Origin of the sequence: Campylobacter sp. LR264d (assembly GCF_008633895.1) — a bacterium.
Lineage (GTDB): Bacteria > Campylobacterota > Campylobacteria > Campylobacterales > Campylobacteraceae > Campylobacter_D.
This window is the reverse complement of sequence record NZ_VJNT01000010.1, coordinates 72,158-97,563: the sequence shown is the minus strand read 5'-3', so window position 1 is coordinate 97,563 and position 25,406 is coordinate 72,158. Positions and strand designations below refer to the sequence as shown.

The 25,406-nt window shown below is 29.2% G+C and carries 23 protein-coding genes and 1 pseudogene; 15 read left to right on the top strand and 9 right to left on the bottom strand.

Annotation, left to right across the window (positions count from 1 at the left end; translation table 11 throughout):
- Nucleotides 1-172 precede the first annotated feature (172 nt).
- The 4 genes from FMM56_RS02285 to FMM56_RS02275 form a co-directional block, all read right to left on the bottom strand.
- Nucleotides 173-397, bottom strand: a complete 225-nt coding sequence (locus FMM56_RS02285) for a hypothetical protein (RefSeq protein WP_150141036.1) — start codon at nt 395-397, stop codon at nt 173-175.
- A 113-nt stretch (nt 398-510) separates the two neighbouring features.
- On the bottom strand, nt 511-663 hold the full coding sequence (locus FMM56_RS08650) for a hypothetical protein (protein ID WP_190317957.1): 153 nt from the start codon (nt 661-663) through the stop codon (nt 511-513).
- Nucleotides 664-1,075: 412 nt separating this feature from the next.
- Entirely contained in the window at nt 1,076-1,957 is an 882-nt protein-coding gene (locus FMM56_RS02280; protein ID WP_150141034.1) for a polysaccharide deacetylase family protein, read from the bottom strand.
- The gene (locus tag FMM56_RS02275; RefSeq protein WP_150207656.1) at nt 1,936-2,802 is read right to left on the bottom strand and encodes a carbon-nitrogen hydrolase family protein; all 867 of its coding nucleotides are present in this window, start codon (nt 2,800-2,802) and stop codon (nt 1,936-1,938) included. Before FMM56_RS02275 ends, FMM56_RS02280 begins: the two co-directional genes overlap by 22 nt.
- A gap of 132 nt (nt 2,803-2,934) precedes the next feature.
- Between FMM56_RS02275 and radA the strand changes: the two genes are divergently transcribed.
- Both radA and FMM56_RS02265 read left to right on the top strand, forming a co-directional pair.
- A complete protein-coding gene (gene radA / locus FMM56_RS02270; RefSeq protein ID WP_150141030.1) occupies nt 2,935-4,272 on the top strand; it encodes a DNA repair protein RadA in 1,338 nt (445 codons plus the stop codon).
- Nucleotide 4,273: 1 nt separating this feature from the next.
- Nucleotides 4,274-4,651 carry a hypothetical protein gene (locus FMM56_RS02265; protein ID WP_150141028.1) on the top strand — a complete coding sequence of 126 codons (378 nt, stop codon included), beginning with the start codon at nt 4,274-4,276 and terminating at the stop codon, nt 4,649-4,651.
- Nucleotides 4,652-4,664: 13 nt separating this feature from the next.
- Here FMM56_RS02265 and FMM56_RS02260 read toward each other — a convergent pair whose 3' ends face one another.
- The 3 genes from FMM56_RS02260 to FMM56_RS02250 are packed head-to-tail and all read right to left on the bottom strand — an operon-like array spanning nt 4,665 to nt 8,553.
- Nucleotides 4,665-6,830, bottom strand: a complete 2,166-nt coding sequence (locus tag FMM56_RS02260) for a DEAD/DEAH box helicase (RefSeq protein WP_150207654.1) — start codon at nt 6,828-6,830, stop codon at nt 4,665-4,667.
- Nucleotides 6,830-7,513: a DNA methyltransferase gene (locus FMM56_RS02255; protein ID WP_223811459.1), complete on the bottom strand. Its 684-nt coding sequence runs from the start codon at nt 7,511-7,513 to the stop codon at nt 6,830-6,832. Before FMM56_RS02255 ends, FMM56_RS02260 begins: the two co-directional genes overlap by 1 nt.
- Nucleotides 7,492-8,553, bottom strand: a complete 1,062-nt coding sequence (locus FMM56_RS02250) for a DNA methyltransferase (RefSeq protein ID WP_150207651.1) — start codon at nt 8,551-8,553, stop codon at nt 7,492-7,494. Before FMM56_RS02250 ends, FMM56_RS02255 begins: the two co-directional genes overlap by 22 nt.
- Nucleotides 8,554-8,743: 190 nt before the next feature.
- On the opposite strand from FMM56_RS02250, the gene FMM56_RS02245 reads away from it, so the two are divergent.
- The 11 genes and pseudogenes from FMM56_RS02245 to FMM56_RS02195 all read left to right on the top strand — a co-directional run bounded on the left by FMM56_RS02245 (nt 8,744) and on the right by FMM56_RS02195 (nt 19,782).
- Nucleotides 8,744-9,964 (top strand): argininosuccinate synthase, encoded by a 1,221-nt coding sequence (locus FMM56_RS02245; protein WP_150141022.1) that lies wholly within the window; start codon nt 8,744-8,746, stop codon nt 9,962-9,964.
- 13 nt (nt 9,965-9,977) lie between these two features.
- Complete coding sequence (rplI, locus tag FMM56_RS02240; RefSeq protein ID WP_150141020.1) at nt 9,978-10,421, top strand: 50S ribosomal protein L9; 444 nt, start codon at nt 9,978-9,980, stop codon at nt 10,419-10,421.
- On the top strand, nt 10,421-10,963 hold the full coding sequence (gene hslV / locus FMM56_RS02235; protein ID WP_150141018.1) for an ATP-dependent protease subunit HslV: 543 nt from the start codon (nt 10,421-10,423) through the stop codon (nt 10,961-10,963). Before rplI ends, hslV begins: the two co-directional genes overlap by 1 nt.
- Nucleotides 10,960-12,279 (top strand): HslU--HslV peptidase ATPase subunit, encoded by a 1,320-nt coding sequence (gene hslU / locus FMM56_RS02230; protein ID WP_150152108.1) that lies wholly within the window; start codon nt 10,960-10,962, stop codon nt 12,277-12,279. The genes hslV and hslU overlap by 4 nt, the downstream gene beginning before the upstream one ends.
- On the top strand, nt 12,276-13,151 hold the full coding sequence (gene era / locus FMM56_RS02225) for a GTPase Era (protein WP_150207648.1): 876 nt from the start codon (nt 12,276-12,278) through the stop codon (nt 13,149-13,151). Before hslU ends, era begins: the two co-directional genes overlap by 4 nt.
- Nucleotides 13,148-14,236, top strand: coding sequence for a hypothetical protein (locus tag FMM56_RS02220; protein ID WP_150207647.1), 1,089 nt, complete (start codon nt 13,148-13,150; stop codon nt 14,234-14,236). Before era ends, FMM56_RS02220 begins: the two co-directional genes overlap by 4 nt.
- Nucleotides 14,229-14,786: a hypothetical protein gene (locus FMM56_RS02215; RefSeq protein WP_150206253.1), complete on the top strand. Its 558-nt coding sequence runs from the start codon at nt 14,229-14,231 to the stop codon at nt 14,784-14,786. Before FMM56_RS02220 ends, FMM56_RS02215 begins: the two co-directional genes overlap by 8 nt.
- 3 nt (nt 14,787-14,789) lie before the next feature.
- Complete coding sequence (locus tag FMM56_RS02210; RefSeq protein WP_150152117.1) at nt 14,790-16,598, top strand: aminopeptidase P family protein; 1,809 nt, start codon at nt 14,790-14,792, stop codon at nt 16,596-16,598.
- Between the two features lie 48 nt (nt 16,599-16,646).
- A pseudogene (locus tag FMM56_RS02205) lies at nt 16,647-16,814 on the top strand (glucose-1-phosphate cytidylyltransferase); the annotation flags it as partial.
- A 62-nt stretch (nt 16,815-16,876) separates the two neighbouring features.
- The gene (locus FMM56_RS02200; RefSeq protein WP_150207645.1) at nt 16,877-18,475 is read left to right on the top strand and encodes a glycosyltransferase family A protein; all 1,599 of its coding nucleotides are present in this window, start codon (nt 16,877-16,879) and stop codon (nt 18,473-18,475) included.
- Complete coding sequence (locus tag FMM56_RS02195; protein WP_150207643.1) at nt 18,472-19,782, top strand: glycosyltransferase family 8 protein; 1,311 nt, start codon at nt 18,472-18,474, stop codon at nt 19,780-19,782. Before FMM56_RS02200 ends, FMM56_RS02195 begins: the two co-directional genes overlap by 4 nt.
- 268 nt (nt 19,783-20,050) lie before the next feature.
- Here the strand turns inward: FMM56_RS02195 and FMM56_RS02190 are convergent, their stop codons facing one another.
- Together FMM56_RS02190 and dsbD are read right to left on the bottom strand one after the other, a co-directional pair.
- Nucleotides 20,051-21,427: a sodium-dependent transporter gene (locus tag FMM56_RS02190; RefSeq protein ID WP_150207641.1), complete on the bottom strand. Its 1,377-nt coding sequence runs from the start codon at nt 21,425-21,427 to the stop codon at nt 20,051-20,053.
- Nucleotides 21,427-23,112: a protein-disulfide reductase DsbD gene (gene dsbD / locus FMM56_RS02185; RefSeq protein WP_150207639.1), complete on the bottom strand. Its 1,686-nt coding sequence runs from the start codon at nt 23,110-23,112 to the stop codon at nt 21,427-21,429. The genes FMM56_RS02190 and dsbD overlap by 1 nt, the downstream gene beginning before the upstream one ends.
- A gap of 107 nt (nt 23,113-23,219) precedes the next feature.
- Between dsbD and ppk2 the strand changes: the two genes are divergently transcribed.
- Together ppk2 and FMM56_RS02175 are read left to right on the top strand one after the other, a co-directional pair.
- Complete coding sequence (gene ppk2 / locus FMM56_RS02180; RefSeq protein WP_150207637.1) at nt 23,220-24,191, top strand: polyphosphate kinase 2; 972 nt, start codon at nt 23,220-23,222, stop codon at nt 24,189-24,191.
- Nucleotides 24,192-24,193: 2 nt separating this feature from the next.
- Nucleotides 24,194-25,378, top strand: coding sequence for a M20 family metallopeptidase (locus FMM56_RS02175; RefSeq protein WP_150207635.1), 1,185 nt, complete (start codon nt 24,194-24,196; stop codon nt 25,376-25,378).
- The last annotated feature ends 28 nt before the right edge of the window (nt 25,379-25,406 follow it).

The following is a 25,406-nucleotide window of genomic DNA, read 5'->3' as shown; positions in this document are numbered from 1 at the left end:
AAAAACCAAATGGCTATACCATTTTTAATCTTATCGCAATAGGTGAAAAAAACGAAATGAAAGCAGCCTATAAAGAAAGTGATTTAAATATGAACCTTGTACATAATGAAGCGTTTTGAAATCTTTGCAAAGTGCTTTGATTGTAATTTAAAATTTATTTTTATTTATAAACCTAAGTTTTTATATCAATCTTAAAATCATCTATATTATGCAAATTTTCTAAAAGTTCTATTATACTTGTTTCTTTGCTTTTTTCATTTTCTAAGAAATTTAAGAAAAAATCTTTTATTAAATTATCTCTTGTGTAAGTTTGAGTACTTTTAGCTTGTATAGGCACGAAATTTTTAGTATCTTTAACAACTAAATTATCTCCCATTGCCACTTCAAACTCTTGCACAAATTCATCATGCCTTTGTTTAAAATCAAGATATTTTTCTTTAAATTCATCAAGGCTTAAATCTTCTTTTATAAGTTCATTAAATTCATTTATAAAATCATTTGCTTTTTGTGTTATACTAGAATCAAGTTTAAAACTAATAGCATAGAAACATAAGCTTGTAATTTAGTTTTTTCTCTATCTAAACCTATAAAATCATTGCTAAGAATATTTTTAAAGGATGATTTTTCTATTTTATTAGGGTCTTTTAACTCATTTTCTTTCATAAAAAAATATTAAAAGAGTGCATTTGTTTTTCATCTATATTATTATAAGGTCCTAAAATTCTAATATTTATATCTAATTTTTTACCACGATAATCAGGTTCTTTAATATTTGATTGATTTTGTACTTCTAAATTATTTTCTTGTTTAATTTGAGTGTTTGAGATAATAGGACTATAATCTAAACTAGAATTTATATTTATTATTTTATATCCTTTATAAATTTTTATTTATAGGCTGATTTTTTAAATTTTAATACTTTTATATTATTTTAAAGTCAAATTTAAATCATAACACAAGTATCATTTTTATTTTAAAAAATTTAATTTTATATTTAAATATATTGCTATATTATATAAATTTATTACATTTTTAAGTTAGTGATTAAAAAGCACTTTGCCCAAAGGGGCAAAGTTTATTTTCTAGGAAAGTGTTTTAAGAAATGATTAGCCATAGTATCAAGTGTTACCCATTTAACGCCACTATGTTTATTTATATGTTTAATGATTCTTTCATGCATTAATAAAACCTGAGGTCTGCCACTTACATCAGGGTGAATTGTCATAGGAAATACTGCATAATCCATATTTTCATATACCCAATCAAACTGGTCAATCCACATTTTGCCAATATCTCTTGGAGAAATGAAACCAAAGCTGTTTGGAGATTTTTTAATAAACATCATAGGAGGCAAATCATCTAAATACCAATTAGCAGGAATTTCTACTAAATCAGTTTCTTCCCCTCTAATCAAAGGTTTCATCCAATCCTTAGCCTCGCCACTATAATCAATCTTAGTCCATTTATCCCCAACCCTTACATAATAAGGAGTAAAATCATTATGCATAAGACTATGGTCGTATTTTATACCATGTTTTAATAAAAGCTCATTTGTAATATTTGAAAATTCCCACCAAGGTGCTACATAACCAGTTGGCTTTTTGCCTGTTAATTTTTCTATCAATTCTATATTTTTAAGCAACACATCTTCTTCTTGCTTAGCACTCATAGCTATAGGATTTTCATGAGAATATCCGTGTGCCCCTATTTCATGCCCTGCATCAACTATCATTTGCATTTGTTCAGGGAAAGTTTCAATAGAATGCCCTGGAGAAAACCAAGTAGCTTTAATTTTGTATTTTTTAAAGAGTTTTAAAAGTCTAGGAATTCCAATCTCACCAGCAAAAAGACCTCTTGAAATATCATCGGGAGAATCCTCGCCCCCGTAACTTCCAAGCCAACCTGCAACAGCATCAATATCTACACCATAACCAACTAAAATTTCTTTTTTAGCCATTTTTTCTCCTTGATAATTTTTTTTAAGATTTTGCTATTAAGTTTTAAATCTATATCTTTAAGATAAGGCAAATTCTCCCTTTGAATAGCAACTTCTTCTAAGTCTATTTCCCTTATTAACACACCTTCTTTTTGAGTAATTTTTCCTAAAATTTCTCCTTTCGGATTAATTATCCTTGAATTTCCTGCAAATAAAAGTTCTTCTTGACTTAATTTTGAAATCTCGCTTCCACTTCTATTGCAAGCTAGAATAAATTGCCCATTTTCAAGAGCTCTTACCTTACTAGCAAGGTCCCAAACATAGTTTCTAGCTTTTCCAAAGGCAGCCATATAACAAAGAATTTCAGCCCCCTTTAATGCTAAAAATCTAGCCCCCTCTCCAAAGCCTATCTCATAGCAAATTTGCAAACCTACCTTAACACTAAATTCATCAAAATTAAGCTTAAAAACAGGATATTCATTTCCACTTTTAAATCTTTTTATCTCATCGCCCCAAAGATAAATTTTTCTATATTTGCCTAAAATGCCTTTTTTGCCAATTACATAGGCAGTATCATAAAGCTTTGATTTTACCTTTTCTATGCTACAAGCTATCATATAAGCCTTATATGTTTTAGCAAGTTCTAAAAGCTTAGAAAAAATTTCATTTTTGCTAAAATCAAGCCCGAATTCTTTATCCCTATCCTCAATACAATAACCACTATCAAAAAGCTCAGGAAAAAGAACGATTTTTGCCCCGTCTTCAAGTGCGTTTTTTGCTAAATTTAATGATTTTTTAAGATTGGCTTTTCTGTCGTAAGATATCGGTGAAAATTGAATTAGAGCTACTTTTAAAATTTTACTCATTTACCATCCGTTTTTTTATTTTAATTTTGTAATAAAGATTATACTTTTATATTATTAAATAAAACTTAGATGAAAATTTATATTAAATAATTTATGTTAAAATTTTTAAAATTAGTGTAAAAATGGAAAGTTATGGCTAAAAAGGTTATTTTTGAATGCGAAGCCTGTGGCAATCAGCAAAGCAAATGGCTAGGAAAGTGCCCTGATTGTGGTGCTTGGGATAGTTTTGTAGAATTAAATCAAGCCCAAATTCAAGTTTTAAAAGAAATCGCAAATGCAAGCTTAAAGCCTAGTGTGGCAGTTTGCATAAAAGATATAGAATTAGAAAATTTTAGTAGAATAAGCACAGAAGATGACGAGCTTAACATAGTTTTAGGTGGTGGCTTAGTAGAAGGTTCTTTAGTTTTAATAGGTGGTAGCCCCGGTGTTGGTAAATCCACGCTTTTGCTTAAAATAGCATCAAATTTAGCTAAAAATGGAAAAAAAGTACTTTATGTAAGTGGGGAAGAAAGTAAATCTCAAATTAAACTCCGTGCTGATAGACTTGATGCAAATACTGAAAATTTGTATCTTTTAACTGAACTTTGCTTAGAAAATATCCTAGAAGAACTTCATAAAAATAAGTATGAAATTTTAATAGTTGATTCAATTCAAACAATTTATTCTAACAAGATAAGTTCAGTTGCTGGTAGCATAAGTCAGGTTAGAGAGATAACCTTTGAATTAATGCGTTTAAGCAAGGCAGAAAATATTTCTACTTTTATAATAGGACATATCACAAAGGATGGTAGCATTGCAGGACCAAGAGTTTTAGAACATATGGTTGATGTGGTACTTTACTTTGAAGGCGATGCAAACCGAGAAATTCGCTTACTTCGTGGCTTTAAAAATCGCTTTGGAGGAACTAGCGAGGTAGGAATTTTTGAAATGAGTTCAAAGGGCTTAATATCTGCAAAAAACATAGCAAAACGTTTTTTTACAAGAGGAAAGGCAGTTTCAGGTAGTGCCTTAGGCGTTGTTATGGAAGGAAGTAGGGCGTTAATCTTAGAAATTCAAGCCCTTGTTTGTGAAAGTTCTTATCCTAAACGAAGTAGCACGGGCTATGAAAAAAATAGGCTAGATATGCTTATAGCCTTACTTGAAAGAAAGCTTAATATCCCCTTGGGTCATTATGATGTTTTTATAAATGTAAGTGGAGGCGTGAAAATTACAGAAACCGCCGCTGACTTAGCCGTGGTGGCTGCGATAATTTCAAGCTTTAAAAATAGACCACTAAGCAAGGATAGCGTTTTTATAGGAGAACTTAGCTTAAATGGTGAAATTAGAGATGTTTTTAGCCTTGATATTCGCTTAAAAGAAGCCAGTATGCAAAAATTTAAAAATGCTATAATTCCAGTAAAACCTTTACAAGACATGGGCTTAAAATGTTTTGTAACAAGTGAATTAAGTCAAGTTATAGAATGGATGTAAGATGCTTATTTTTGGACATAAACTTATAAAAAGTGATGAATTTATTTTTTTTCAAAAGGATTTTGATAAGGAAAAAATCAATTGTTTTAGCTTTGATGAAAAAAAACTTTTACTAGCAAAGACTCTTAATATTAAATGTGCAATCTATGTTAAAAATATTAATGAGGCTATTCTTTGCAATGCTTTAAATATTGAATTTATAATAAGTGATGATAAAAAATTAAGTAAAAAACTTAGTAAAATAGCCCAGTTTTACCTCTTTGATACAAAAACTTTATTTTTAGCAAATGATTTAAACGCCATTAAAACAGCTATTAAATGTAAAAGCGACGGATTATTGCTTAAAAATTTTATTATTGATTTTAAGGAATTTGAGTAGTCTTATAAGCAATTTAATTTTGTGATATTGCTTTGATTTGTTCTTCAAAATCAAGCTTATTTAAATCTTCTTTAAATTGTTTTTCATTATAAAAGACCTTACTATAAATTTTTTTACTATCTACTCTACATAACATAATTACAAGTTTTTTCTCAAATAATGTTTCTTTAGTGTTTTTAAAATAATCATCATACGCACTTTCTAAAAGTTTAGTTTTATTAGAATCTATATCTTTTTCATTGCTTTTGACTTCGATATATAAATAAACTCCATTTTCAAATAGCACAATAAAGTCAAAATAACTTCTTTTTATGCTATTTTCATCATCTAAATATTCTCCATAAATATTTGAGGTAGTTAGATTCTTAGCCCAAATTTTTATTGCTTCACTATCAAATAACTTATCATAGATTATTCTTTCTGGCTTAGAATCTAGTATTTGTCTATTTCCATTTTTTGATTTTATATCAAATAAATACTCCTTATTTATTTTTTCTCCTTCTTCTTTGCTATAAATTTCTCTATATTCTAGTGGATTATAACTTTCCTCTTTTATCTCATATTTTGGGCTTATTTTTCTAGTTTGTTTTAACAAGCTATTTAAATCAGTTCTAAGCTCATCAAGCAAAATTGTCATCACAAATTCACTTTGCTTCTTATTTTTTTTAGCAAACTCCTTAACACTATCAGCGATATTGTCATACAAAAATTTATTCGTATTAATAAGTTTTTTATATTCTTTTAAAAATACAAAAGCATTTGTGATATTGCTATAAATCACATTTGCACCTACATTCATTGCGATTTTCTTATACACGCCATTTACAAATCTAGCATTAATTCTTTGCATTATTTTATTGCTTTCACAGCTTAGATATTCTTGCACTTTTTCTTTAAAAGCCCTGATATTTTCACTCGCTTTTAAATCCTCTGCATTGCTTACCTCGATACGCAAAAACTTCTCATCTTTGAATCTATCCCTTACTTTATATTGATATTGCACCACTTCATTATCACTAAAATTTGAAAATAAATAATATTTATCTGTTACTTCATTTTTCTCCAAATTTGGATAAGGATTGCGTTTAATTCTACCTATTGTCTGAGTGTTTAGTTTTGTGGAGCTTACATTGCGAAGTTGCACGAGCATACACGCCCTTGGTATATCCCAGCCAGTCGCAGGTCCGATTTTAAAGATAATCACATCTATATCATTATTATTTTTAGTAATATTTTCGAGGTTAAAATTATCCTTATATACTCGATTTGAATCTTTATCATCACCAAAATATTGAATCCATGATAAATTTGCCACATTTAAAGCTTTTTTGATATTTTCTAACTCTTTCCTATATGCCTTCTTTTTCTCCATATCGCTTGGCTCATTATCGATTTGAATTAGCATTGCAGGATTAATGCTTATTTTTGCATTTTTATATTCTTGTTGAATATCCTTAAATTTTTTGATTGAAGTTTCTAGCACTTCATTATCATTCACATCATTATCTAATATGGATTCAAAACTCGTCTTAAGCAAAAATTTTCCATTATTTAAAGTTTCATTATTTAAATCTTTTTCACTCATTATCACTTGATGAGTCCCATTTTCAAAACTAGGTGTTGCTGTCATTTTGAGGATAAAATGTGCGTTAGTGTTTAATAATTTTTCAAAATTATTGTCGCTTTTAGAATCCACTTTATCTGTCCCTATATGCGCCTCATCTCTTATATAAATTATTTTATATCCACTTTGTTTGCTTGATTTTATAAAATCATCAATGATTCCATATTCGCTTAGGATTCTATTTTTACCAAAACTCGCCTTACCAAAAATATAGACTTTATTTCGCTCTGGTTTTATCATAGGGATAGATTCACTTTTATCATTTTTGCTTGATGAGGGCGACTTGATATATTCTACTTCAAAGTGTGCATTAAAGTCTATTTTATAGCGATTGAGTTTGGATTCAAATGCTTTTGGCAAATCCGCCGAGCTTGGCGTAGCAATGATAAAGATAAATCTACCGCCACTCTCAATTAGTCTGGCTATCAAGCTACTTGCCATTAGTGTTTTGCCACTACCTGTTGGGGATTTAAATTCAACGATAGATTTATTTTGTGGATTGTAATATCCAAAAATATTATCTACCATTTGTTCTTGTAAGTTTGTCAGTTGCATTACTTGTCCTTTTGTGGATTAAGCGAGGCAAGCTCACTATATATTTTTAGCTCATCGTTTATGTCATACTCAGGATTTAATTTTTGTAATTCGCCTTTGGCAATGTTTGTTAAATCTTGAGCCTTTTCTAAATCGTTTAAACTTAATTCGTGCGTTTCTATTTCAAAAACTCTAACAGAATTACCTTCAAGGCATTTTTTATCCTTAGAATATTGCCACTTTATATCCTCGCCCTTACTTCCTTTGCCATTGATTATGCGATAAAGCCTCTCGCGTGTAACATTAATAGCGATGTTATTTTCATTATTCGTAACCAAAATACACTCTCTTTTGCCTCCGTCCTCGGCATTTAATTCCATAACCGCCTGCGCCGTAGTGCCACTGCCTGCAAAAAAGTCTAGAATGATTGAATCTTTATTTGTTGAAATTTTTAATAAATGCTTAATTAAATTTGTAGGTTTGGGATTATTAAAAACTTTGTTATTAAATATATCTTTTAATTCACTCGTGCCTTTTCCACTCCCTATAAAATCTATAAAACTTTTTGGCGGGCTTAACTTATCTAAAATTGCATAGAATTCGCCGTTTTCTTTTTGTTTCACAAATTTAGATTCTATAAATTCTTTACGCAAAACAGAAAATCCATTTTTAGTTTCTTTGATTAAAATTCTATCAATTTCCAAAAGCGTTTTTTCCAACGCCCATTTCCAACACCCATTTTTGGAGGGCGTATAGGGATATAGCCCTGCTTTATTAGATTCTTGTCATCTTTATAAATTTCATTTCCTAAAATATTTTTTACTTCATTTTTATCATAGTCGATAATTGGTTTTATATCTTTTGTATTTGGATTATAATAAAATGTATAACCTAAATTTGGGCGATTTTCTAAACTTCCACCATCACCGCCCCCCATAGAAAGCCCTGCCCCTTCATAATAAAATTTGTCATTTTCTTTAAAAATTTTTACTTCTTGTTTGCTTTGAATTTTACAAATAGGAGTTGTATTGATATTTTTAGCATAACATAAAATATACTCGTGGTTTCTTTGGATTGTATCAGCATCATTTTGTGCGTTACCCTTAAGCCACATAATACACGCCACAAAATTCCCCTCCCCAAAAATCTCATCGCAAAGCACTTTTAAATAAGCTTGTTCGCTATCATCAATTGAAATAAAAATCACGCCAGTATCTTTTAGAAGTTTCCTTGCAAGTTTAAGCCTCTCATTCATCATATTTAACCAACCATTGCGTGTGAATTTATCTCGATAAATAAATTTATTTGCGCTAATTTCATCTTTATAGTCATTGCCATCACCTTTCATCGCCTCTGTGTTATAAGGTGGGTCGATATAAATCACATCAATTTTCTCATAATGAGTTACTAATAAATTTTTAAGCGCATCATAATTTTCACCGATAATGAGTTTATGTTCTATATTTCCAGCCAAATTTTCTAAATTCGTGATATTGATATTAAGATTCTCATTTTCCCTTACAAAAGAAACAGCATTGTGATTAACCTCGGGGGCTTCATCAAATACAAAGCCTAGCTTTACTCTTTGCGTAATAAAGTTAAAAACCTCGTGCAAGTCCGAATCTGGCGTATTTTCTATGATTTTCTTAGCGATTGCCTTTTGCTCTTGATTAAAAGAAACACTAGCTATATCATCAATTTCTCTTATTTTTTCTTTTTGCCCTTCGCTAAGTTTTGTACCCATTGCATACTCCTAAAAATATTTTTGATATTTTAGCTTTTTTCTTTAAATATGTGCGTAATTAATTATTATTAATAAGAATTTCAAAATTAATAAGAATTTCAAACAAATTTTTAAAAAAATTTCCTTTTAAAATCTTAGCTTAATTAAAATTAGATACAATTTTACAAAATTTTATTTCTAAGGAAAAAATATGAAAAATAGCGTTAAAAAGGTTGTTTTAGCATATTCTGGTGGGCTTGATACAAGTATTATTTTAAAATGGTTACAAGATGAGTACAAATGTGAAGTGCTTACTTTTACAGCTGATATAGGACAGGGCGAGGAACTTGAACCTGCTAGAAAAAAGGCTTTAAGCTTAGGAATTAAAGAAGAAAATATTTTTATAAAAGATTTAAAAGATGAATTTGTTAGCGAGTATGTTTTTCCTATGTTTAGGGCTAATGCTATTTATGAAGGCGAATACTTACTAGGTACTAGCATTGCAAGGCCTTTGATTGCAAAGACTCAAGCAAATATAGCAAATATGACAAATGCCGATGCAGTAAGCCATGGGGCCACTGGTAAGGGAAATGACCAGGTTCGTTTTGAGTTAGGGTACTTAGCCTTTAATCCAAATTTAAAGATTATTGCACCTTGGAGAGAATGGGATTTAAATAGTAGGGAAAAATTACTAGCTTACGCACAAAAACATGGCATTGATATTTCTAAAAAAAAGGGAAAATCGCCTTATTCTATGGATGCAAATTTACTTCATATATCTTATGAGGGCTTGATTTTAGAAGACCCAAATGCAGCACCTGAAGAAGATATGTGGCGTTGGACAAAGAGTTTAAAAGATGCAAGTAATGAAAGTGAAATTATAGAACTTGAATTTAAAAAGGGTGATTTAGTAGCTATAAATGGTGAAAAAATGAGCCCGGCAGGGCTTTTAGCAAAATTAAACGAACTAGGAAGCAAGCATGGAATTGGTCGTTTAGATATAGTTGAAAATCGTTTTGTAGGTATGAAAAGTAGAGGTTGTTATGAAACTCCAGGGGGCACAATCTTACTTAAAGCTCATAGGGCACTTGAAAGTATAACCCTTGATAAAGAAGCAGCTCATTTAAAAGATGAATTAATGCCAAGATACGCTCATTTAATTTATAATGGCTTTTGGTTTAGCCCTGAAAGGATAATGCTACAAGCTTTGATTGATGAGAGTCAACGCTATGCAAATGGGGTTGTTAAACTTGAATTATATAAGGGAAATGTGATTGTAAGGGGTAGATTTAGTGCAAATGATAGTTTATTTAATACTGCATATTGTACCTTTGAAGAGGATGAAGTTTATAATCAAAAGGATGCGGGTGGCTTTATAAAATTAAATGCTTTGCGTTTGATAATAGCAGGTAAAAATGGACGTAAATTTTAATTAAGGAAAAATAATGAAGGTATTATTAATAAAAGATGTAAAAGCACTTGGAAAGGCAGGTGAAGTTAAAGAGGTAAAGGATGGCTATGGTCAAAATTTCTTAATAGCTAAGGGCTTTGCTAAACTTGCTACAAATGAGGTTTTGAAAAAATTTGAAAGTGATAAGAAAAAAGAGGCTGAAAATTTGCGTTTTGAACTTGCAAATTTAGAAAAATTAAAAGAAGAATTAGAAAAAATTACCATTGAAATTTTTAAACCCGTTGGGGCAAATGGTAGCTTGTTTGGTGGGGTTACGAAGGATGAAATTATACATGCTTTAAAAGAACAAAAAAAATTAGAACTTGATAAAAAAAGTTTGGAATGCGATACCCTAAAAAGCATAGGTTTACACGAAGTTTCTGTAAAGCTTGGTCATGCCATTCATGCTAAATTTAAAGTAGATTTAAAGGCTGAGTAATGTTTCATGCAACTACTATTTTAGCATATAGGGGCGAAAACAAATCAGTAATTGGAGGAGATGGTCAAGTAAGCCTTGGAAATACTATTTTTAAAAACACGGCTGTTAAAATAAGAAAATTGCAAAATGGCAAGGTTTTAGCTGGTTTTGCAGGAAGTACGGCCGATGCCTTTAATTTATTTGACATGTTTGAAAATTTACTTCAAAGTTCAAAGGGAGATTTAGAAAAGGCTGTTATTGATTTTTCAAAATCTTGGCGTAAGGATAAGTATTTAAGACGTTTAGAGGCTATGATGCTTGTTTTAGATAGAGAAAATATCTTTGTGCTTTCTGGTACAGGTGATGTTATAAAACCAGATGATGGCGCCATTGCAGCCATTGGAAGTGGTGGAAATTACGCACTTTCAGCAGCTCGTGCCTTGCATAAATACGCAAAATTAGACGAAGAAGTACTAGTAAAACAAAGCCTTGAAATAGCAGGTGAAATTTGCATTTATACCAATACAAATATACAAACTTATGTAATCGAGGATGAAAAATGAATTTAACACCAAGGCAGATAGTTCAATTTTTAGATGATTATGTAATGGGGCAAGAACAAGCAAAAAAGATAATAGCGATAGCCCTTAGAAATCGTTATCGTAGAATGAAATTAAGCAAAGAATTACAAGATGATATTATCCCTAAAAATATCTTAATGATAGGTTCAACCGGTGTTGGTAAAACAGAGATTGCAAGAAGATTATCAAAAATGCTTGGTTTTCCCTTTGTAAAAGTAGAGGCTAGTAAATATACAGAGGTGGGCTTTGTTGGTAGGGATGTAGAAAGCATGATAAGGGATTTAGCTAATGCAGCCTTAAATTTGGTAAAACAAGAAGAAAGGGAAAAGAAAAAAGATAAGATTGAAGAATATATAGAAAATAAAATTTTAGAAAAGCTTTTACCTCCACTTCCAAAAGGGGTTAGCAAGGAAAAGCAAGATGAGTATCAAAATAGCCTTGAAAAATTGCGTTTAAAGCTTAGAAATAATAGCTTAGATGATAATATCATAGAAGTAGAACTTACTCAAAGCACTCTTGAATCAGAGTCAAATTTACCACCAGAACTTGGGGCTATGCAAGATATGATAAGGGTTATTGGCGTGGGTTCAAAACGCGTTAAAAAAGAGATGAAAATAAAAGAGGCTAAGCAAGTTTTAAAAAACGAGGCTAGTGAAAAAATTTTAGATATAGAAAGCATTAAAATTGAAGCTTTAAAAAGGGCTGAAAATGAAGGGATTATCTTTATAGATGAGATTGATAAAATAGCCGTTTCAAGCACAAACTCAAGCAGACAAGACCCTAGTAAAGAAGGCGTTCAAAGGGATTTGTTGCCTATAGTTGAAGGAAGTAGCGTTCAAACTAAGCTTGGAAGTTTAACGACAGACCATATCTTATTTATAGCAGCAGGAGCCTTTCACCTTAGTAAGCCAAGTGATTTAATACCAGAATTACAGGGCCGTTTTCCTCTAAGGGTAGAACTTAATAGCCTTGATGATAAGGCACTTTATGCTATCTTAACTAGACCTAAGAATTCGCTTTTAAAGCAGTATGAAGAACTTTTAAAAACCGAAAATGTTACGCTTAAATTTGAAGAAGAGGCCATTATGGAGATTGCTAGGATAGCAAGTGTTGCAAATGATGAAATGCAAGACATTGGGGCTAGACGTTTGCACACTGTTATAGAAAAATTGCTTGAGGATTTAAGTTTTGAGGCCGATTCTTATGTTGGAGAAAGCTTTGTTGTAGATAAAAAAATGGTAGAAGAAAAACTTGGAGATATTATAGAAAATAAAGACCTTGCAAGGTATATTTTGTGAAAAGTGGCTTTGTGAGTGTTGTTGGTAGGACAAATTCAGGCAAAAGTTCTTTAATAAATTTTTTACTTGATGAAAAGATAGCCTTTACCTCTCACAAGCAAAATGCCACAAGACGCAAAATTCAAGCCATTATAATGCATGAAAATAATCAACTTATTTTTATAGATACACCAGGACTTCATAAAAGTAAAAATTTGCTTAATCAAATGATGATTGAAAGTGCTATTAAGGCTATACAAGATTGTGATGTGATTTTATTTGTAGCTAGTATTTTTGATAAAATTGATGAGTATGAAAATTTCTTAAATTTAAAGCCTAAATTTCCACATATCATTCTTTTAAACAAGGTTGATTTAGCAAAAAATGAGGAGGTTTTAAATAAGCTTAATGAATATGCTAAATTTAGCGAGTATTTTAAGGCGATTTTGCCCTTTTCTTGCAAACAAAAAACTTATAAAAAAGCCCTTTTAGATGAACTTTGCAAGTATATCCCAGAACATCCTCATTTTTTTAATAGTGAGTTTTTAAGCACAAATTCGCAAAAAGAATTATTTAAGGATTTTATTTTAGAGGCTATCTTTGAAAATGTTAGCGAGGAATTGCCATATTCTAGCGAGGTCTTAATATTAAACATAGAAGAAAAAAAAGAACTTTTAATAATAAATGCAAATATTATCACAGATACAAATTCTCACAAAGCCATGCTTATAGGAAAAGATGGCCTTACTCTTAAAAGAATAGGCAAAAGTGCAAGATTTAAAATAGAAAAATTAGCACAATGTAAGGTTTTATTAAAATTATTTGTGCAAGTTAAAAAGCACTGGCAAAAAGATGAAAGCTTTTTAAAAGAACTTTTAAATTTAGAAAAATGAAAAAGATAGAAGCTGAGATTATAACTTGCGATAAGCTTTATTATACCTTTTTAAAGGGTGAATTTGATGAGGAAAATTTATTTTTAAGGGCAAGTGAGAATTTAAAATTAAATCTTGCTTATCAACATAAAATGGCTTTTGTAAAAAATGATGATATTTATCATATTTTTTTTACTCATTTTTCAAATTTAAAGGCAAAAAATGCCTATCCTTTGCCCTTTATTTTTAAGCTTTTAACGAGTTTAAATTTAATCAAAGAAAAAAATTTTTGCATACTTTGTTTTGAAAAAAAATATTCTTTTATTTGTTTTTATGAAAATGATAATTTTACAAATTTTAAAACCCTGCCACAATTAGAAAATAAAGATATTACTGGTTTTAAAAGTTTATGCGAGAATGCTAGGATTTTAAAATTGTTAAATCATTATAAAAGTGAGCTTTTAATAAGTTTAAATGATGAGCTTAATTTAGCTAAGTTTTTTGATGAAAAAATTAAAATTTTAAAGCTAGAAAGCCTTTATAAAAAGCCATTAAATGAACTTTTAAAGCAAAGTTCTTTGCTTAGTAAGAATGAAAATTTCATAAAAGAAAAAGAAATTGATAAAAAGCCCTTTATTAAATTAGCCTTTGGCTTTGTTGGCGTTTACATTCTTTTTTTATTAATCTTTTTGCTTAGTTCTTATCCTAAGTATAAGGAGCATAAAAATACAAAATTATATAATCAAAATATGCAAGATACACTTTTAAAACTTGATGAAAATATAAGCTTTTTAAGTTTAAATTTAAAAGATAGCAAGCAAAAATTAGAAAATATTAAATTTTTAAATGATGAAAAAATGGGTCGTATTGAAACTTTTAAAAATGCCTTAACAAATGATAAACTTTTAATACTTTCAAAGCTGATTTTATTTTTAAATGAAAATGGCTTAAAAATTTCTGCCTTAAATATTGATGAAAATATAAAACTTAGCTTTAATAATAAAGATGCCTTTAAAAAGGCTAGTATGCTTTTTAAAGAAAATGCAAATTTTAAGCTTTTAAGAAGTAGCGAAAAAGAACTTTTCTTAGGTTTTAAAAATGAATAAAATAATGGCTTTTTTAGATAAAAGAAGCAAAAGAGAAAAGGTACTTTTAATTATTTTAAGCCTTGTGGTGGCTATTTTTCTTGCATTTAAAAGCTATGAGTTTATATTTTTAAAATTTGTTGATGAAGTGATTTTTTTTGAAGAAAATGCCTTAATAGATGATAAAAAAGAAGAAATTTTAGCCTTAAACAAGCAGTTAAAAGAAGTAAATTTAAAATTAAATGAAGAATTAGAAAAAAATAAAAACTATAATGAATTTTTAAGCACCTTTATAAAAAAATATGAAAATTATATAGATGAGCTTACAAATATCGCAAAAAGTGAAAATATAAGCTTAAAAATTAATGATGAAAATGAGCTTAGCCTAGAAAATTCTCGTTTAATTAAGCTTGATTTAATGATAAATGGGGAGTTTAATTCTATATTAAAAGCACTTGAAAGATTGTCAAATTCAAGGCTTATTTTTATCTTTGAAAAGATTGAGTTTTTAAATATGAAAAGCATAAATTTAGAATTAAATTTAATACTAAAATTTATTATTTTGGAGTGAAAAATGAGTATTTACAAGCAAAGAATTAAGCATTTACAAGGCATTATGCAAGATGAAAAAATAGATATATGTGTATTTTTTAATACAGATTGCCATTTAAGCGAATATATAAGTTCGTTTTGGCAAAATATAGCCTTTTTAAGTGGCTTTACTGGGTCAAATGCTACCTTGATTGTAACTCAAAAAAAGGCCTTTTTATTTACTGATGGTCGTTATTTTTTACAGGCTAAAAACGAGCTTAATCAAAGTGAAATTATTTTAGAAAAACTAAGCCCTGAAAATAGCATTTTTACTTGGTTTAAACAAAATTCTAAGAAAAAAATGCGTTGTGGTATAAATTTTTATACCCTTTCTTATAAGCTTAAAAAGGACTTAGAAAACTTTTGCAAACTCACTCATAAGGATTTTATGCCTTTTTTTAAAGAAAAAAAAGATATTTTAAAATTTAATGAAATTTACGAACACAAAGAGGAATTTATCGATAAAAGCAGGATGGAAAAATTAGAACAAATTAAAGAAATTTTGTGTCAAAAAAATCTTAAAAATCACTTGATTTCTAGCCTTGATGATATAGCTTATTTGCTAAATTTAAGGGGCAGTGATATTGAGTATAATCCTGTCTTTTTTTCTTATTTGCTTTTTATGAATGAAAAAATCATACTTTTTATAAATAAAAAAAGTCTAAATTTAAGCTTACAAAATGAGTTAAAAAAGGATAATATCAAAATTTTATCCTATGAAAAAATCACTTCTTATATGAGAAAAATCAAAGAATCGATTTTAATTGATAGTGAAAAAACTACGGCTTTTTTGATTAAAGAATTAAAACAAGGTGTAAAAATAATAAATGATGATAATCCAAGTTCTATTTTAAAGCTTTCCAAAAATGCTAAGCAAATTAGCCATATTAAACAAGCTATGATAAGTGATGGGGTTGCTATGTGCGAATTTATGGCGTATTTTGAAGAAAGCCTTAAAGAAAATGTTATTTTTAGCGAATTTGATATAGAAAAAAAATTGCAATCTTTTAGAAAAAAAGCTAAATTTTATATAAGCGATAGTTTTGCTAGTATAGTTGGTTTTAATGAAAATGGGGCGATTGTTCATTATAGGGCAAATGAAAAAAGTGCTAAATTAATCGATAAAAATGGACTTTTATTAATTGATTCAGGGGCACAGTATCAAAATGGCACCACTGATATAACTAGGGTTTTAAGGGTAAAAAAGGCAAGTATAAGGCAAAAAAGGGCATATACTCTTGTTTTAAAAGCACACATTAAAATGACAAGTGCGATTTTTCCAAAAGGAGTTAGTTTAGCTTTAATTGATAGCGTAGGCAGGAGTGTGCTATGGAACGAACATTTAGATTATAAACATGGCACAGGCCATGGGGTAGGGTATTTTTTAAATGTACATGAAGGAAATTTAAGCCTTTCTTATACTAGCAAAAATTTACAGGCCTTTAAGCCCTTTATGCTACTTTCTATAGAACCTGGCCTGTATTTTGAAAATGAATTTGGCATAAGGCTTGAAAATCTTGTTTTAATAGTACCAAGTCATAAGTATAATTTAGCTTTTAATGAATTTGATGAAAAGTTAATGAACGAAGAAAAGAGCGAATTTGGGGCTTTTTATCGTTTTGAAAGTCTAACTCTTTGTCCATTTGAAAAGGCTTTGATACTTGAAAATTTATTAGATGATTTTGAAAAAAACTGGCTTAATGCTTATCATAAAAAGGTATATGATGGTTTAAGCCCGTTTTTAGATGAAAAAACAAAAAAATGGCTTAGTGTAAAAACTGCTAAAATTTAATTTTTTGTTTAATATGTTAAAATCTTGTTTTTAAATTTAGGTTGGTGTATGAAAGTTTTAATTTTAGCCGGTGGGTTTGGCACACGTTTATCAGAAGAAACAGGTTTTATGGTTGAGATAGGCAACAAGCCTATTTTATAGCATATAATGAAAATTTATAGCTTTTATAACTTTAATGAATTTGTTGTTTTAACTGGCTATAAGGGTCATGTCATATAAGTAAATGAAAAATTAGTTAAAATTATACAAGAATAATTAAATTTAAAATAAGGATTTTAGTGGAAAATATGCTTTATTCAGATAAAGAATTTAATAGAATTTTTGAAAAAATTTATAATAAAGAAAATTTTAGTTTTTTGCGTTATGGCGATGGAGAAAAACGATTTTTAAATGAAGAACATCATATTTTTGAAAAAAATCCTATAAACGATTCAAATTTTAGAAAAGAATTATTTGAAAGCTTAAAATTAGAAGATGAAAAAATTCTTTATGGAATACCTAGCACCCTTACACCCTTTACTAGTGTCTTAAATTTTTATTTTAACATGCACATAAAATCAAAAAATATTACTTTTGCAGAACTTTTTGTAAATAAAAATTATCAATATTTTAAAAAATATTTTGAAAAAATAGAAGAAGATGTAGTGTTAATAGCAAATTATAGAGCAAAGGGCAAAAAAATAGGAAATTTAAATATATTAAAACATTATGAAATAAGCGATGATTTAGATGATTTTTATAAAAATGAATTTGACAAAATGATAGAAAATATAAAAAATGATTTTGGAAATAAAGAAAATTTACTTTTTGTTATATCAGCAGGACCTTTAGCTGAATTGATAATTTATAGACTTTTTTTATCAAATCCTAATAATAGATATATAGATTTTGGCTTAGCCCTTTCAAGTGCATATTATGAAAAAACAAATAGAACATATTTAAAAAGAAAAGTTATTAAAAAATTACCCAATGTTGTTTCTATGCCTTGTAAGCAAGAATATGAAAATACCGATATATCCGTTGTTTTAAATCTTTATAAAAGACCACATGCCCTAACAAATCAATTAAAAGCCATACAAGCACAAAGCTTAAAGCCAAAAGAGATTATCTTATATCAAGATGGCGTATTTGAAGGTATTGAAATTCCAAAAGATATAAAAAATGAATTTGATTTAATAGAAATTTCAAAGGAAAATAAAGGTGTTTGGGCTAGATTTGATTTTGCTAAAAGAAAAGCAAACTCAAAATTTGTTTGCGTTTTTGATGACGATATTATACCAGGGTGTGATTTTTTAGCAAATTGTTTTGTTCAAATGCAAAAAAAAGAGGGTTGTTATGGTGCCTGTGGGACTATTTTAAATGTGCCTGAGGACCACCATGTACACAATGGCATGTTTAGAATAGGCTGTGCTACTCCAAATGAAGAAAGCGTGGAGGTTGATTATGTGGGTCATTCTTGGTTTTTTAAAAAAGAATGGCTTGATGATTTTTTTACAGATACTATAAGTTTGCAAAAATATAAACTTGCAGGTGAAAATATGGGCTGGTCGCTTTCCTTACAAAAAAAAGGTATAAAAATTTTTGTTCCACCACACCCAAAAAACGAAAAAGCTATGTGGGGTACAGATAGAAAACTAGGTCAAATTTATGGAAAAAAAGGTATTTCATCGCTTAAAAGCAATGTGGATAGATTTGATGAAGTTATGAGAGAGGTATTAAAGCTAGGTTTTAAACCTATGATTGAAACTGATAAAGCCTTACATGCTAAACTTCGTAAAAAATATGCCAAAACAAAGCCTTTATGGGTAAAGAATTTTATGTATCCATTTAGACAACCTAGAAAGGCTTTTAAAAGAATGTTAGGCTTAAACAAATGATGAATATATTTTTTAATGCAGATGAAAATTACATAAAATACCTAGCTGTTTTAATAACTAGCATAGTTAAAAATACAGATAGTAAAAAAAGCTTTAAAGAATTTTGCGAAAAACCAGCTTTTAAAGCTAACAAGGATAGTTTTTTAAGTTCTTATGAAAATGTAAATTTTGAAATTTTAAGCGATGAAGACAAAAAAGAAGGTTATATTTTTCACATTTTAACAAATTTTATAAGCGATGAAACCAGGGATAAATTGCTTTTAACCTGTCAAAATTTAAACGCTCTTTATCCTTGTGAAGTTCGCATTCACCTAATAGACGATAATGAATTTAAAGGCTTTAAAAAGACAGGGGCGGCTAGGGAGAATTATTTGCCTTATTATAGGTTAAAGGCTATGTCCTTTGTGGATAAAAATGTAAGTAAGGTTCTTTACCTAGATGTTGATATGCTTGTTTTTTGTGATTTAAGAGAGTTATTTGCTATTGATTTAAAAAATTATATAGTAGCTGCTGTTAATGATTGTGGTTCTAAAAAAAGAACTATGTGCTTTATGGAAAATGGCAAGGTAAATAATTATATCTTTGATAAAAATTATTTTAATTCTGGCTTTTTATTTATAAATGTAGACGAGTATAAAAAATTTAATATTGAAGAAAAATGTATTCAAATAGCTAAAAATATGATAAGTTCAAAGACGGCTGATCAAAATTTGTTAAATGCAGCAATTGCTAGTGATAAAATCTTAAATTTAAGTTTTTCTTGGGATTTTATGGTTATAGCCCTTGCTTTTACAATATGCAAGGATGAAAGCCAAAATCGTTTGCAATATACAAGGGCTGAATTTATGCAAAGCATAAAGGATATTAAAATTTTTCATTATGGGGAAAAACCTTGGAAATTTTTAAAATCTTTTATAGATATAAAGGGTAATAATATCAATGATTATTGGTGGCAAATGGTAGAACAAACTCCAGCTTTTAAAAATGAGCTTTTAAAGGAAAAAGAAAGCATTAAGTATTATTTAATACTAGCTTCTCTTGGCTTTGAAAGCTTAAATTTGATTAAAAAATTTAGGATTTTTTCTATTAATAAATTAATAAAAGATGAAAGTAAGGATTTAGAAAGGATAGAAAGATTAAAGCAGATAAAGGATGATGATTTTAGCATTTATATAATACTTGGCGAAATGATAAATCATGCAAGAAAGTCTAAAAAAGATGGTTTTAGTGTGTTTTTAAAAGGCATTAAGGCACTTTATCTTTTCAATAAATACTCCACTCAAAAATTCATTAAAAAGCTAAAATAAAATTTTTTTCAAAGTTTGATACAAAATTAAAGTATAATATGTAAATTTTTATCAAAATTTTGATAAAAATTTAAAATTTTGAATTTTTCCCAAGATTTGACACAAATTTAAAAAAAGAGTATGCAAATTTGTTTCAATATTTGATACAAATTTGAAAATGTCCTCGCGAATTTGTATCATTTTTTGAGAAAAATTTCAATAAATCATAAATTAAGCTATTAAAATACATTAAAATAACTAATAAAGTGTTTTATCAAAATTTGAGAAATTAATTAAAAACCCCAAAATAAAAAATCAAGGCTATAACAAAGGGTAGTATAAATTTAACATAATAAAACCATATATTTAACCAGATTGTTTTTATTTTGCCATTGTTTGAAAGCTCTTTTAAGCTTTGTTCTTTACCCATTACAAAGCCAAGATAAATGCAGCATAAAAAGGCAGTTAAGATAAATAAGATATTGCCGCTCACAAAATCAAAGCTATCAAAGATATTTTTATCTTTGATTATAGTTATATCACGCCAAGGTCCATAGCAAAGTATGCAAGGTAAGTTTCCTAAGATGAAAATTAAGCCCAAAGTTAGATTAATGGCTGTTTTTTTACTAAGCTTAAATTTTTCTTCTAAAACGCTAATTATTACTTGATAAATAGGCAAACTAGTAGTAAGGGCTGCTATTAATAAAAGTGTGAAAAATATAGCACAAACTATACTTCCAAAAGGCACATAAGAAAAGGCTATCGGCAAGGTTTCAAAGACTAGAGATGGACCCTTATCGGGCGTTAAATTTGCACTAAATAAAACAGGGAAAATCATAAAACCTGCCAAAACTGCTATTAAGGTATTTAAAATCCCTGTATAAATTGCCGTTTTAATCATATTTTCATTTTTTTTAAGGTGAGATGAAAGGGTTATCATAACGCCAAAGCCAAGAGAAAGAGCAAAAAATACTTGCCCTAAGACATCTATAAAAAGCTTAGTATTAAACATATCGCTTATTGAACTTGCATTAAAATTTATAATCTTTGATAAATCAGGTTTTAAATAAAATTCAATCCCCTTAAAAGCCCCGTCCAAGCTTAAATTTCTAAAAATTACAATTAAAAGGCAGATAAAAAGCCCAGGCATTAAAAATTTAACCGATTTTTCAATGCCATCAATTATGCCCTTTCTTAAAATTATATAATTAATTAAAACAAAAATGCTAGTAAAAATCCCAACTCCAAGGGGATTAAAGGCGATATTTTGCGTATAAAATTCTTGAGTAAAGGCTTCATTTATAGGGCTATTTAGATTAAATTTGCCTATTAATAAAGAAAAAATATAAACTAAGACAAAACCACCTAAGACCATATAATAAGCCATTATCCCAAAGCTACCAAGCAAACCCATATAGCCTATGCCTTGCCATTTTGGCTTAAAGCTATCAACGCTATTTTTTAATGAACTTCGCCCTATAACATTTTCAACTAAGATAACAGGAATTCCTATTATTATCATGGCTATACAAAAGACAAGTACATATGCCCCACCTCCATTTTCACCCACCAAATAAGGAAAACGCCAAGTAGCTCCAAAGCCAATAGTAGCACCAGCCACGGTTAAGATATATGTTAGGGTATTGCTCCAAGTTTGTCTAGCCATTATTTTTCCTTATCTAAAATATTTAAAAGTTCATTTGCACTTATAAAACCTGTGATTCTTGTGTTTTCAACGCCCTTATTAAAAAAGAGTATAACAGGGGGTGCAAAGACATTAAATTCTTTCATTAATCTTAAATTTTTTTCGCTACTTTGTGTAATATCAATCTTTACAAGCTTATAAGAATTTAAAATATTTTTTACTCTTTCATCCTTAAAAGTAAACTCATCCAAAAGCTTACAATTTTCACACCACTTAGCCGTAAAATCAAGCATTAAAAGCTCTTCTTTTGCAATTAATTCCTTTATATCATTTAAATTTGAAAGATAATTAAAATTTAAGCTTGAATTTTGAGTATTATTAAATTCAAATGGTCTTAAAAAGCTTTTTGCCCCAAAAATTCCTGCTAAAAATATACTTAAAGAATAGCTTAAAATAAGTATTAAAACGCTTTTTTTGATCTTTTCAAAAGCACTTTCATTTTTCTCAAACAACCCCATAAATACCACAAAAAACACGCCCAAAATTCCAAACATTATTAAAATAAATCTTGTATCAATAATGCGTGAAAGTATCCAAATACTAAGCCCTAGCATAATAAAACCAAAGAAAATTTTAATTTTTATCATCCAAGGACCTGGTCTTAAAAAGCCTATGCCAAAGCCTATAAATAAAAGTGGGGTTCCCATGCCAAAACTCATTATAAATAAGCTAAGACCACCTATTAAAATATCATTTGAATTTGCTATGTAAAGTAGGGCACCTGCAAGAGGTGGGGCTATGCAAGGACCTACTATAAGGGCTGATAAAAAGCCCATTAAGGCTATGCCAAAAATGCCTTTTTTCTTATTGCTTGTGTTATAAATAAAGCTTTGAAATCTTAAAGGAAGTTCAAATTTAACTATATCAAACATAGCAAAGGCAAAAAATACAAAGAGCAGGGCAAAGATTATCAAAACGTTTGGCTTTTGCAAAAAGACTTGTACGCTTGTGCCTAAAAAACTTGCTAAAATTCCAGCCAGTGCATAGGCTAAGGACATAAAAAACACATAAATAAAGGCTAAGAAAAAGCTATATTTTTTTGAAAGTCCACTTTGTGCTATGATAAATGATGATAAAATAGGAATCATAGGTAAAACACAAGGAGTTAGGGACAAAAGCAAACCATAGCCATAAAAGCTTAATAAAATCACAAAAATATTAGAATTTGCTAAAAAAGAAGCTATTGAATTTTCGCTATTTTGATTATTTTCTTTTTTAATAGGTGCTTGTAAGCTAGAAAATTCGTAAAATTCATTGTTTTTAACTATATTAAAAAGCCTAGTTTGAGGCTGATAACAAAGCCCGGCTGTTGAACAACCTTGAAAGCTAAATTTTAAAATATTTTCTTTTTCCGTGTAATTTTGTAACAATTCATTAGAAAGAGTTACATTTAAGTCATTATAATGAACATATTCTTCGCCTTTTTTAACGGGTTTTTTTAAATTTAAAAGAGAAGTTATATCCTTATCGTTTAATAAAATTTTGATTTTATCATCATAAAGATAGATATTTTCTCCAAGTATTAAATTTATTTTAATACCTTCTTTAGTGGTGTTATTTTCGATTTTAAAGGCTTGTTCTAAAGTTAAAATATTATTAGAAAAGGCTAAGCAAATAAAAGAAAACAAGATAAAAATAAAACGCATTGTAAATCCTAAATAAATATTAATAAAATTTTATAAATTTTTCAGCTTTAATTATAGTTAATTATGGTAAATTTTAAATCGTTATTTAAAATTTTAAGGAGTTGGCGATGAGCGAAGAGCTTTTAGAAAGAGAAGAAGAACAATTTAAAGAACTTAAAGATGATTTAAAGGATGAAAAAGAAGAGAATGAAAAAAAAGAAAATGAAAAAGACAATAAAAAATATGTCACTATAAAAAAGAAAAAAAGCACTATTAAGTATGAGAATAATTTAAGATTGCTTCAAATTGAACTTTTAAAATTTCAAAACTATGTAAAAGCACAAGGCTTAAAGGTGCTTTTAATAATGGAAGGTCGCGACGCTGCAGGAAAGGGCGGGACGATTAAAAGAATAATTGAACATTTAAATCCTAGGGGTTGTCGCACAGTAGCCCTTGAAAAACCAAGTGATGTGGAAAAAACTCAATGGTATTTTCAAAGATATATAGCACATTTGCCATCAGCTGGTGAAATAGTTATCTTCGATAGGTCTTGGTATAATAGAGGTGGAGTTGAACCTGTAATGGGCTTTTGTACTCCTCAACAACACAAGGATTTTTTAAGAGAGGTGCCACTTTTTGAAAATATGCTAGTTAATAGTGGAATTATCGTTTTTAAATTCTATTTTTCAGTTTCACAGGCCGAACAAAAAAAGAGATTTGATAAACGTCGCAAAGACCCACTTAAACAATACAAACTTTCACCAGTTGACCAAAAATCTCAAGAATTATGGGATAAATACACACTAGCAAAATATTCTATGCTACTTGCTTCAAATACAGAAGAATGCCCTTGGACTATAATTCGTTCTGATAATAAGAAAAAAGCTAGATTAAATACCATTAGACACATGCTTTCTAGGGTTAATTATGAAGATAAGCAAGAAGGCGATTTTTCTGTGATGAATGAGGACTTAGTTTTAAGTGGCGAACAAGAAATTCATAAAATGGAAGCAAATTTAGGCAATGCTAGTATAAATTTAAAAAATGGCAAAAAGAAGAAAGATAAATATACTAGCGAAAAAATTCAAAACATGGATTAAAATTGCAAGAAAAATTGGCAAAATTAGCCCAGAAGTATTATGATGAAGTTGTAGAACTTAGACATAGGATTCACGAGGAACCTGAGCTTGAATTTGAAGAATTTAATACTGCCAGGCTAATTTGCAAAATTTTAGATAAATACAAAATTCCTTACAAAAAAAACATTGCAAAAACGGGTATTTTAGCGTATATTAATGGAAAGAACCCTGGAAAATGCGTTTTATTTCGTGCTGATATGGATGCATTGCCTGTGCAAGAAGAAACAAATTTGCCTTTTTCTTCAAAGATTAAGGGTAAAATGCATGCTTGTGGGCATGATGGACATTGTGCAGGACTTGTTGGGGCTATGCTTGTTTTAAATGAGTTAAAAAATGAATTTAGTGGTACTATTAAATTTATGTTTCAACCTGCCGAAGAGGGAAGTGGTGGGGCATTGCCTATGATTAAGGAAGGAATTTTAGAAAATCCTTATGTAGATGCAGTTTTTGGTTGTCACTTGTGGGGTAGTGTGCTAGAAAATCAAGTTCAAATTGTAAGTGGAGAAATGATGGCAGGGGTGGATATTTTTACCCTTGAATTTATAGGACAAGGAGGACATGGGGCACACCCTCATACTACAAAGGACCCCATAATAATGGCTGCTAAATTTATCAACGATATACAATGTGTTATTTCAAGACGTTTAAGGCCTGTTGATGCAGGAGTTATAACAATAGGTAGCGTTAGGGCTGGGACTACTTTTAATGTTATACCACAAAATGCCATTTTAAAAGGCACGGTTCGTTTTTTAAATGAAGAAAATCATAAGCTTTTAAAAAGCAATATTGAAAGGATAGCAAAGGCAGTTGCCTTGGAATTTGAAGCTGAATTTAAGCTTGATTATGTAAGGGAGTATCCTCCCTTAATCAATGATGATAAAATGGCAAAACTTGCAAGAAAGGCACTTTCAAAGATAATAAAAGATGAAAATATCATAAAAGAAGCTAAAGCTGATATGGGGGCTGAGGATTTTGCTTTTTTAACGAAAGAAAGACCAGGGGCTTATATCTTTGTAGGCATTGCTAAGGATATTAATAATCCTATCTTACACCATAGTTCAAATTTTTGCTGGGACGATGAAAATTTAAAACTTTTAATGAAAACTCACTGCGTTATAGCACTGGATTTTTTAGCTAGTAAAGATTAAAATTTAAGTTCTTAAAAATTTATCTTTC

Excerpts from the sequence above, each read along its gene's own strand:
- FMM56_RS08650 (WP_190317957.1), bottom strand. The coding sequence starts at position 663 with ATGAAAGAAAATGAGTTAAAAGACCCTAATAAAATAGAAAAATCATCC.
- FMM56_RS02280 (WP_150141034.1), bottom strand. The coding sequence starts at position 1,957 with ATGGCTAAAAAAGAAATTTTAGTTGGTTATGGTGTAGATATTGATGCT.
- FMM56_RS02275 (WP_150207656.1), bottom strand. The coding sequence starts at position 2,802 with ATGAGTAAAATTTTAAAAGTAGCTCTAATTCAATTTTCACCGATATCT.
- radA (WP_150141030.1), top strand. The coding sequence starts at position 2,935 with ATGGCTAAAAAGGTTATTTTTGAATGCGAAGCCTGTGGCAATCAGCAA.
- FMM56_RS02265 (WP_150141028.1), top strand. The coding sequence starts at position 4,274 with ATGCTTATTTTTGGACATAAACTTATAAAAAGTGATGAATTTATTTTT.
- FMM56_RS02260 (WP_150207654.1), bottom strand. The coding sequence starts at position 6,830 with ATGCAACTGACAAACTTACAAGAACAAATGGTAGATAATATTTTTGGA.
- FMM56_RS02250 (WP_150207651.1), bottom strand. The coding sequence starts at position 8,553 with ATGGGTACAAAACTTAGCGAAGGGCAAAAAGAAAAAATAAGAGAAATT.
- FMM56_RS02245 (WP_150141022.1), top strand. The coding sequence starts at position 8,744 with ATGAAAAATAGCGTTAAAAAGGTTGTTTTAGCATATTCTGGTGGGCTT.
- rplI (WP_150141020.1), top strand. The coding sequence starts at position 9,978 with ATGAAGGTATTATTAATAAAAGATGTAAAAGCACTTGGAAAGGCAGGT.
- hslV (WP_150141018.1), top strand. The coding sequence starts at position 10,421 with ATGTTTCATGCAACTACTATTTTAGCATATAGGGGCGAAAACAAATCA.
- hslU (WP_150152108.1), top strand. The coding sequence starts at position 10,960 with ATGAATTTAACACCAAGGCAGATAGTTCAATTTTTAGATGATTATGTA.
- FMM56_RS02220 (WP_150207647.1), top strand. The coding sequence starts at position 13,148 with ATGAAAAAGATAGAAGCTGAGATTATAACTTGCGATAAGCTTTATTAT.
- FMM56_RS02215 (WP_150206253.1), top strand. The coding sequence starts at position 14,229 with ATGAATAAAATAATGGCTTTTTTAGATAAAAGAAGCAAAAGAGAAAAG.
- FMM56_RS02210 (WP_150152117.1), top strand. The coding sequence starts at position 14,790 with ATGAGTATTTACAAGCAAAGAATTAAGCATTTACAAGGCATTATGCAA.
- FMM56_RS02195 (WP_150207643.1), top strand. The coding sequence starts at position 18,472 with ATGATGAATATATTTTTTAATGCAGATGAAAATTACATAAAATACCTA.
- FMM56_RS02190 (WP_150207641.1), bottom strand. The coding sequence starts at position 21,427 with ATGGCTAGACAAACTTGGAGCAATACCCTAACATATATCTTAACCGTG.
- dsbD (WP_150207639.1), bottom strand. The coding sequence starts at position 23,112 with ATGCGTTTTATTTTTATCTTGTTTTCTTTTATTTGCTTAGCCTTTTCT.
- ppk2 (WP_150207637.1), top strand. The coding sequence starts at position 23,220 with ATGAGCGAAGAGCTTTTAGAAAGAGAAGAAGAACAATTTAAAGAACTT.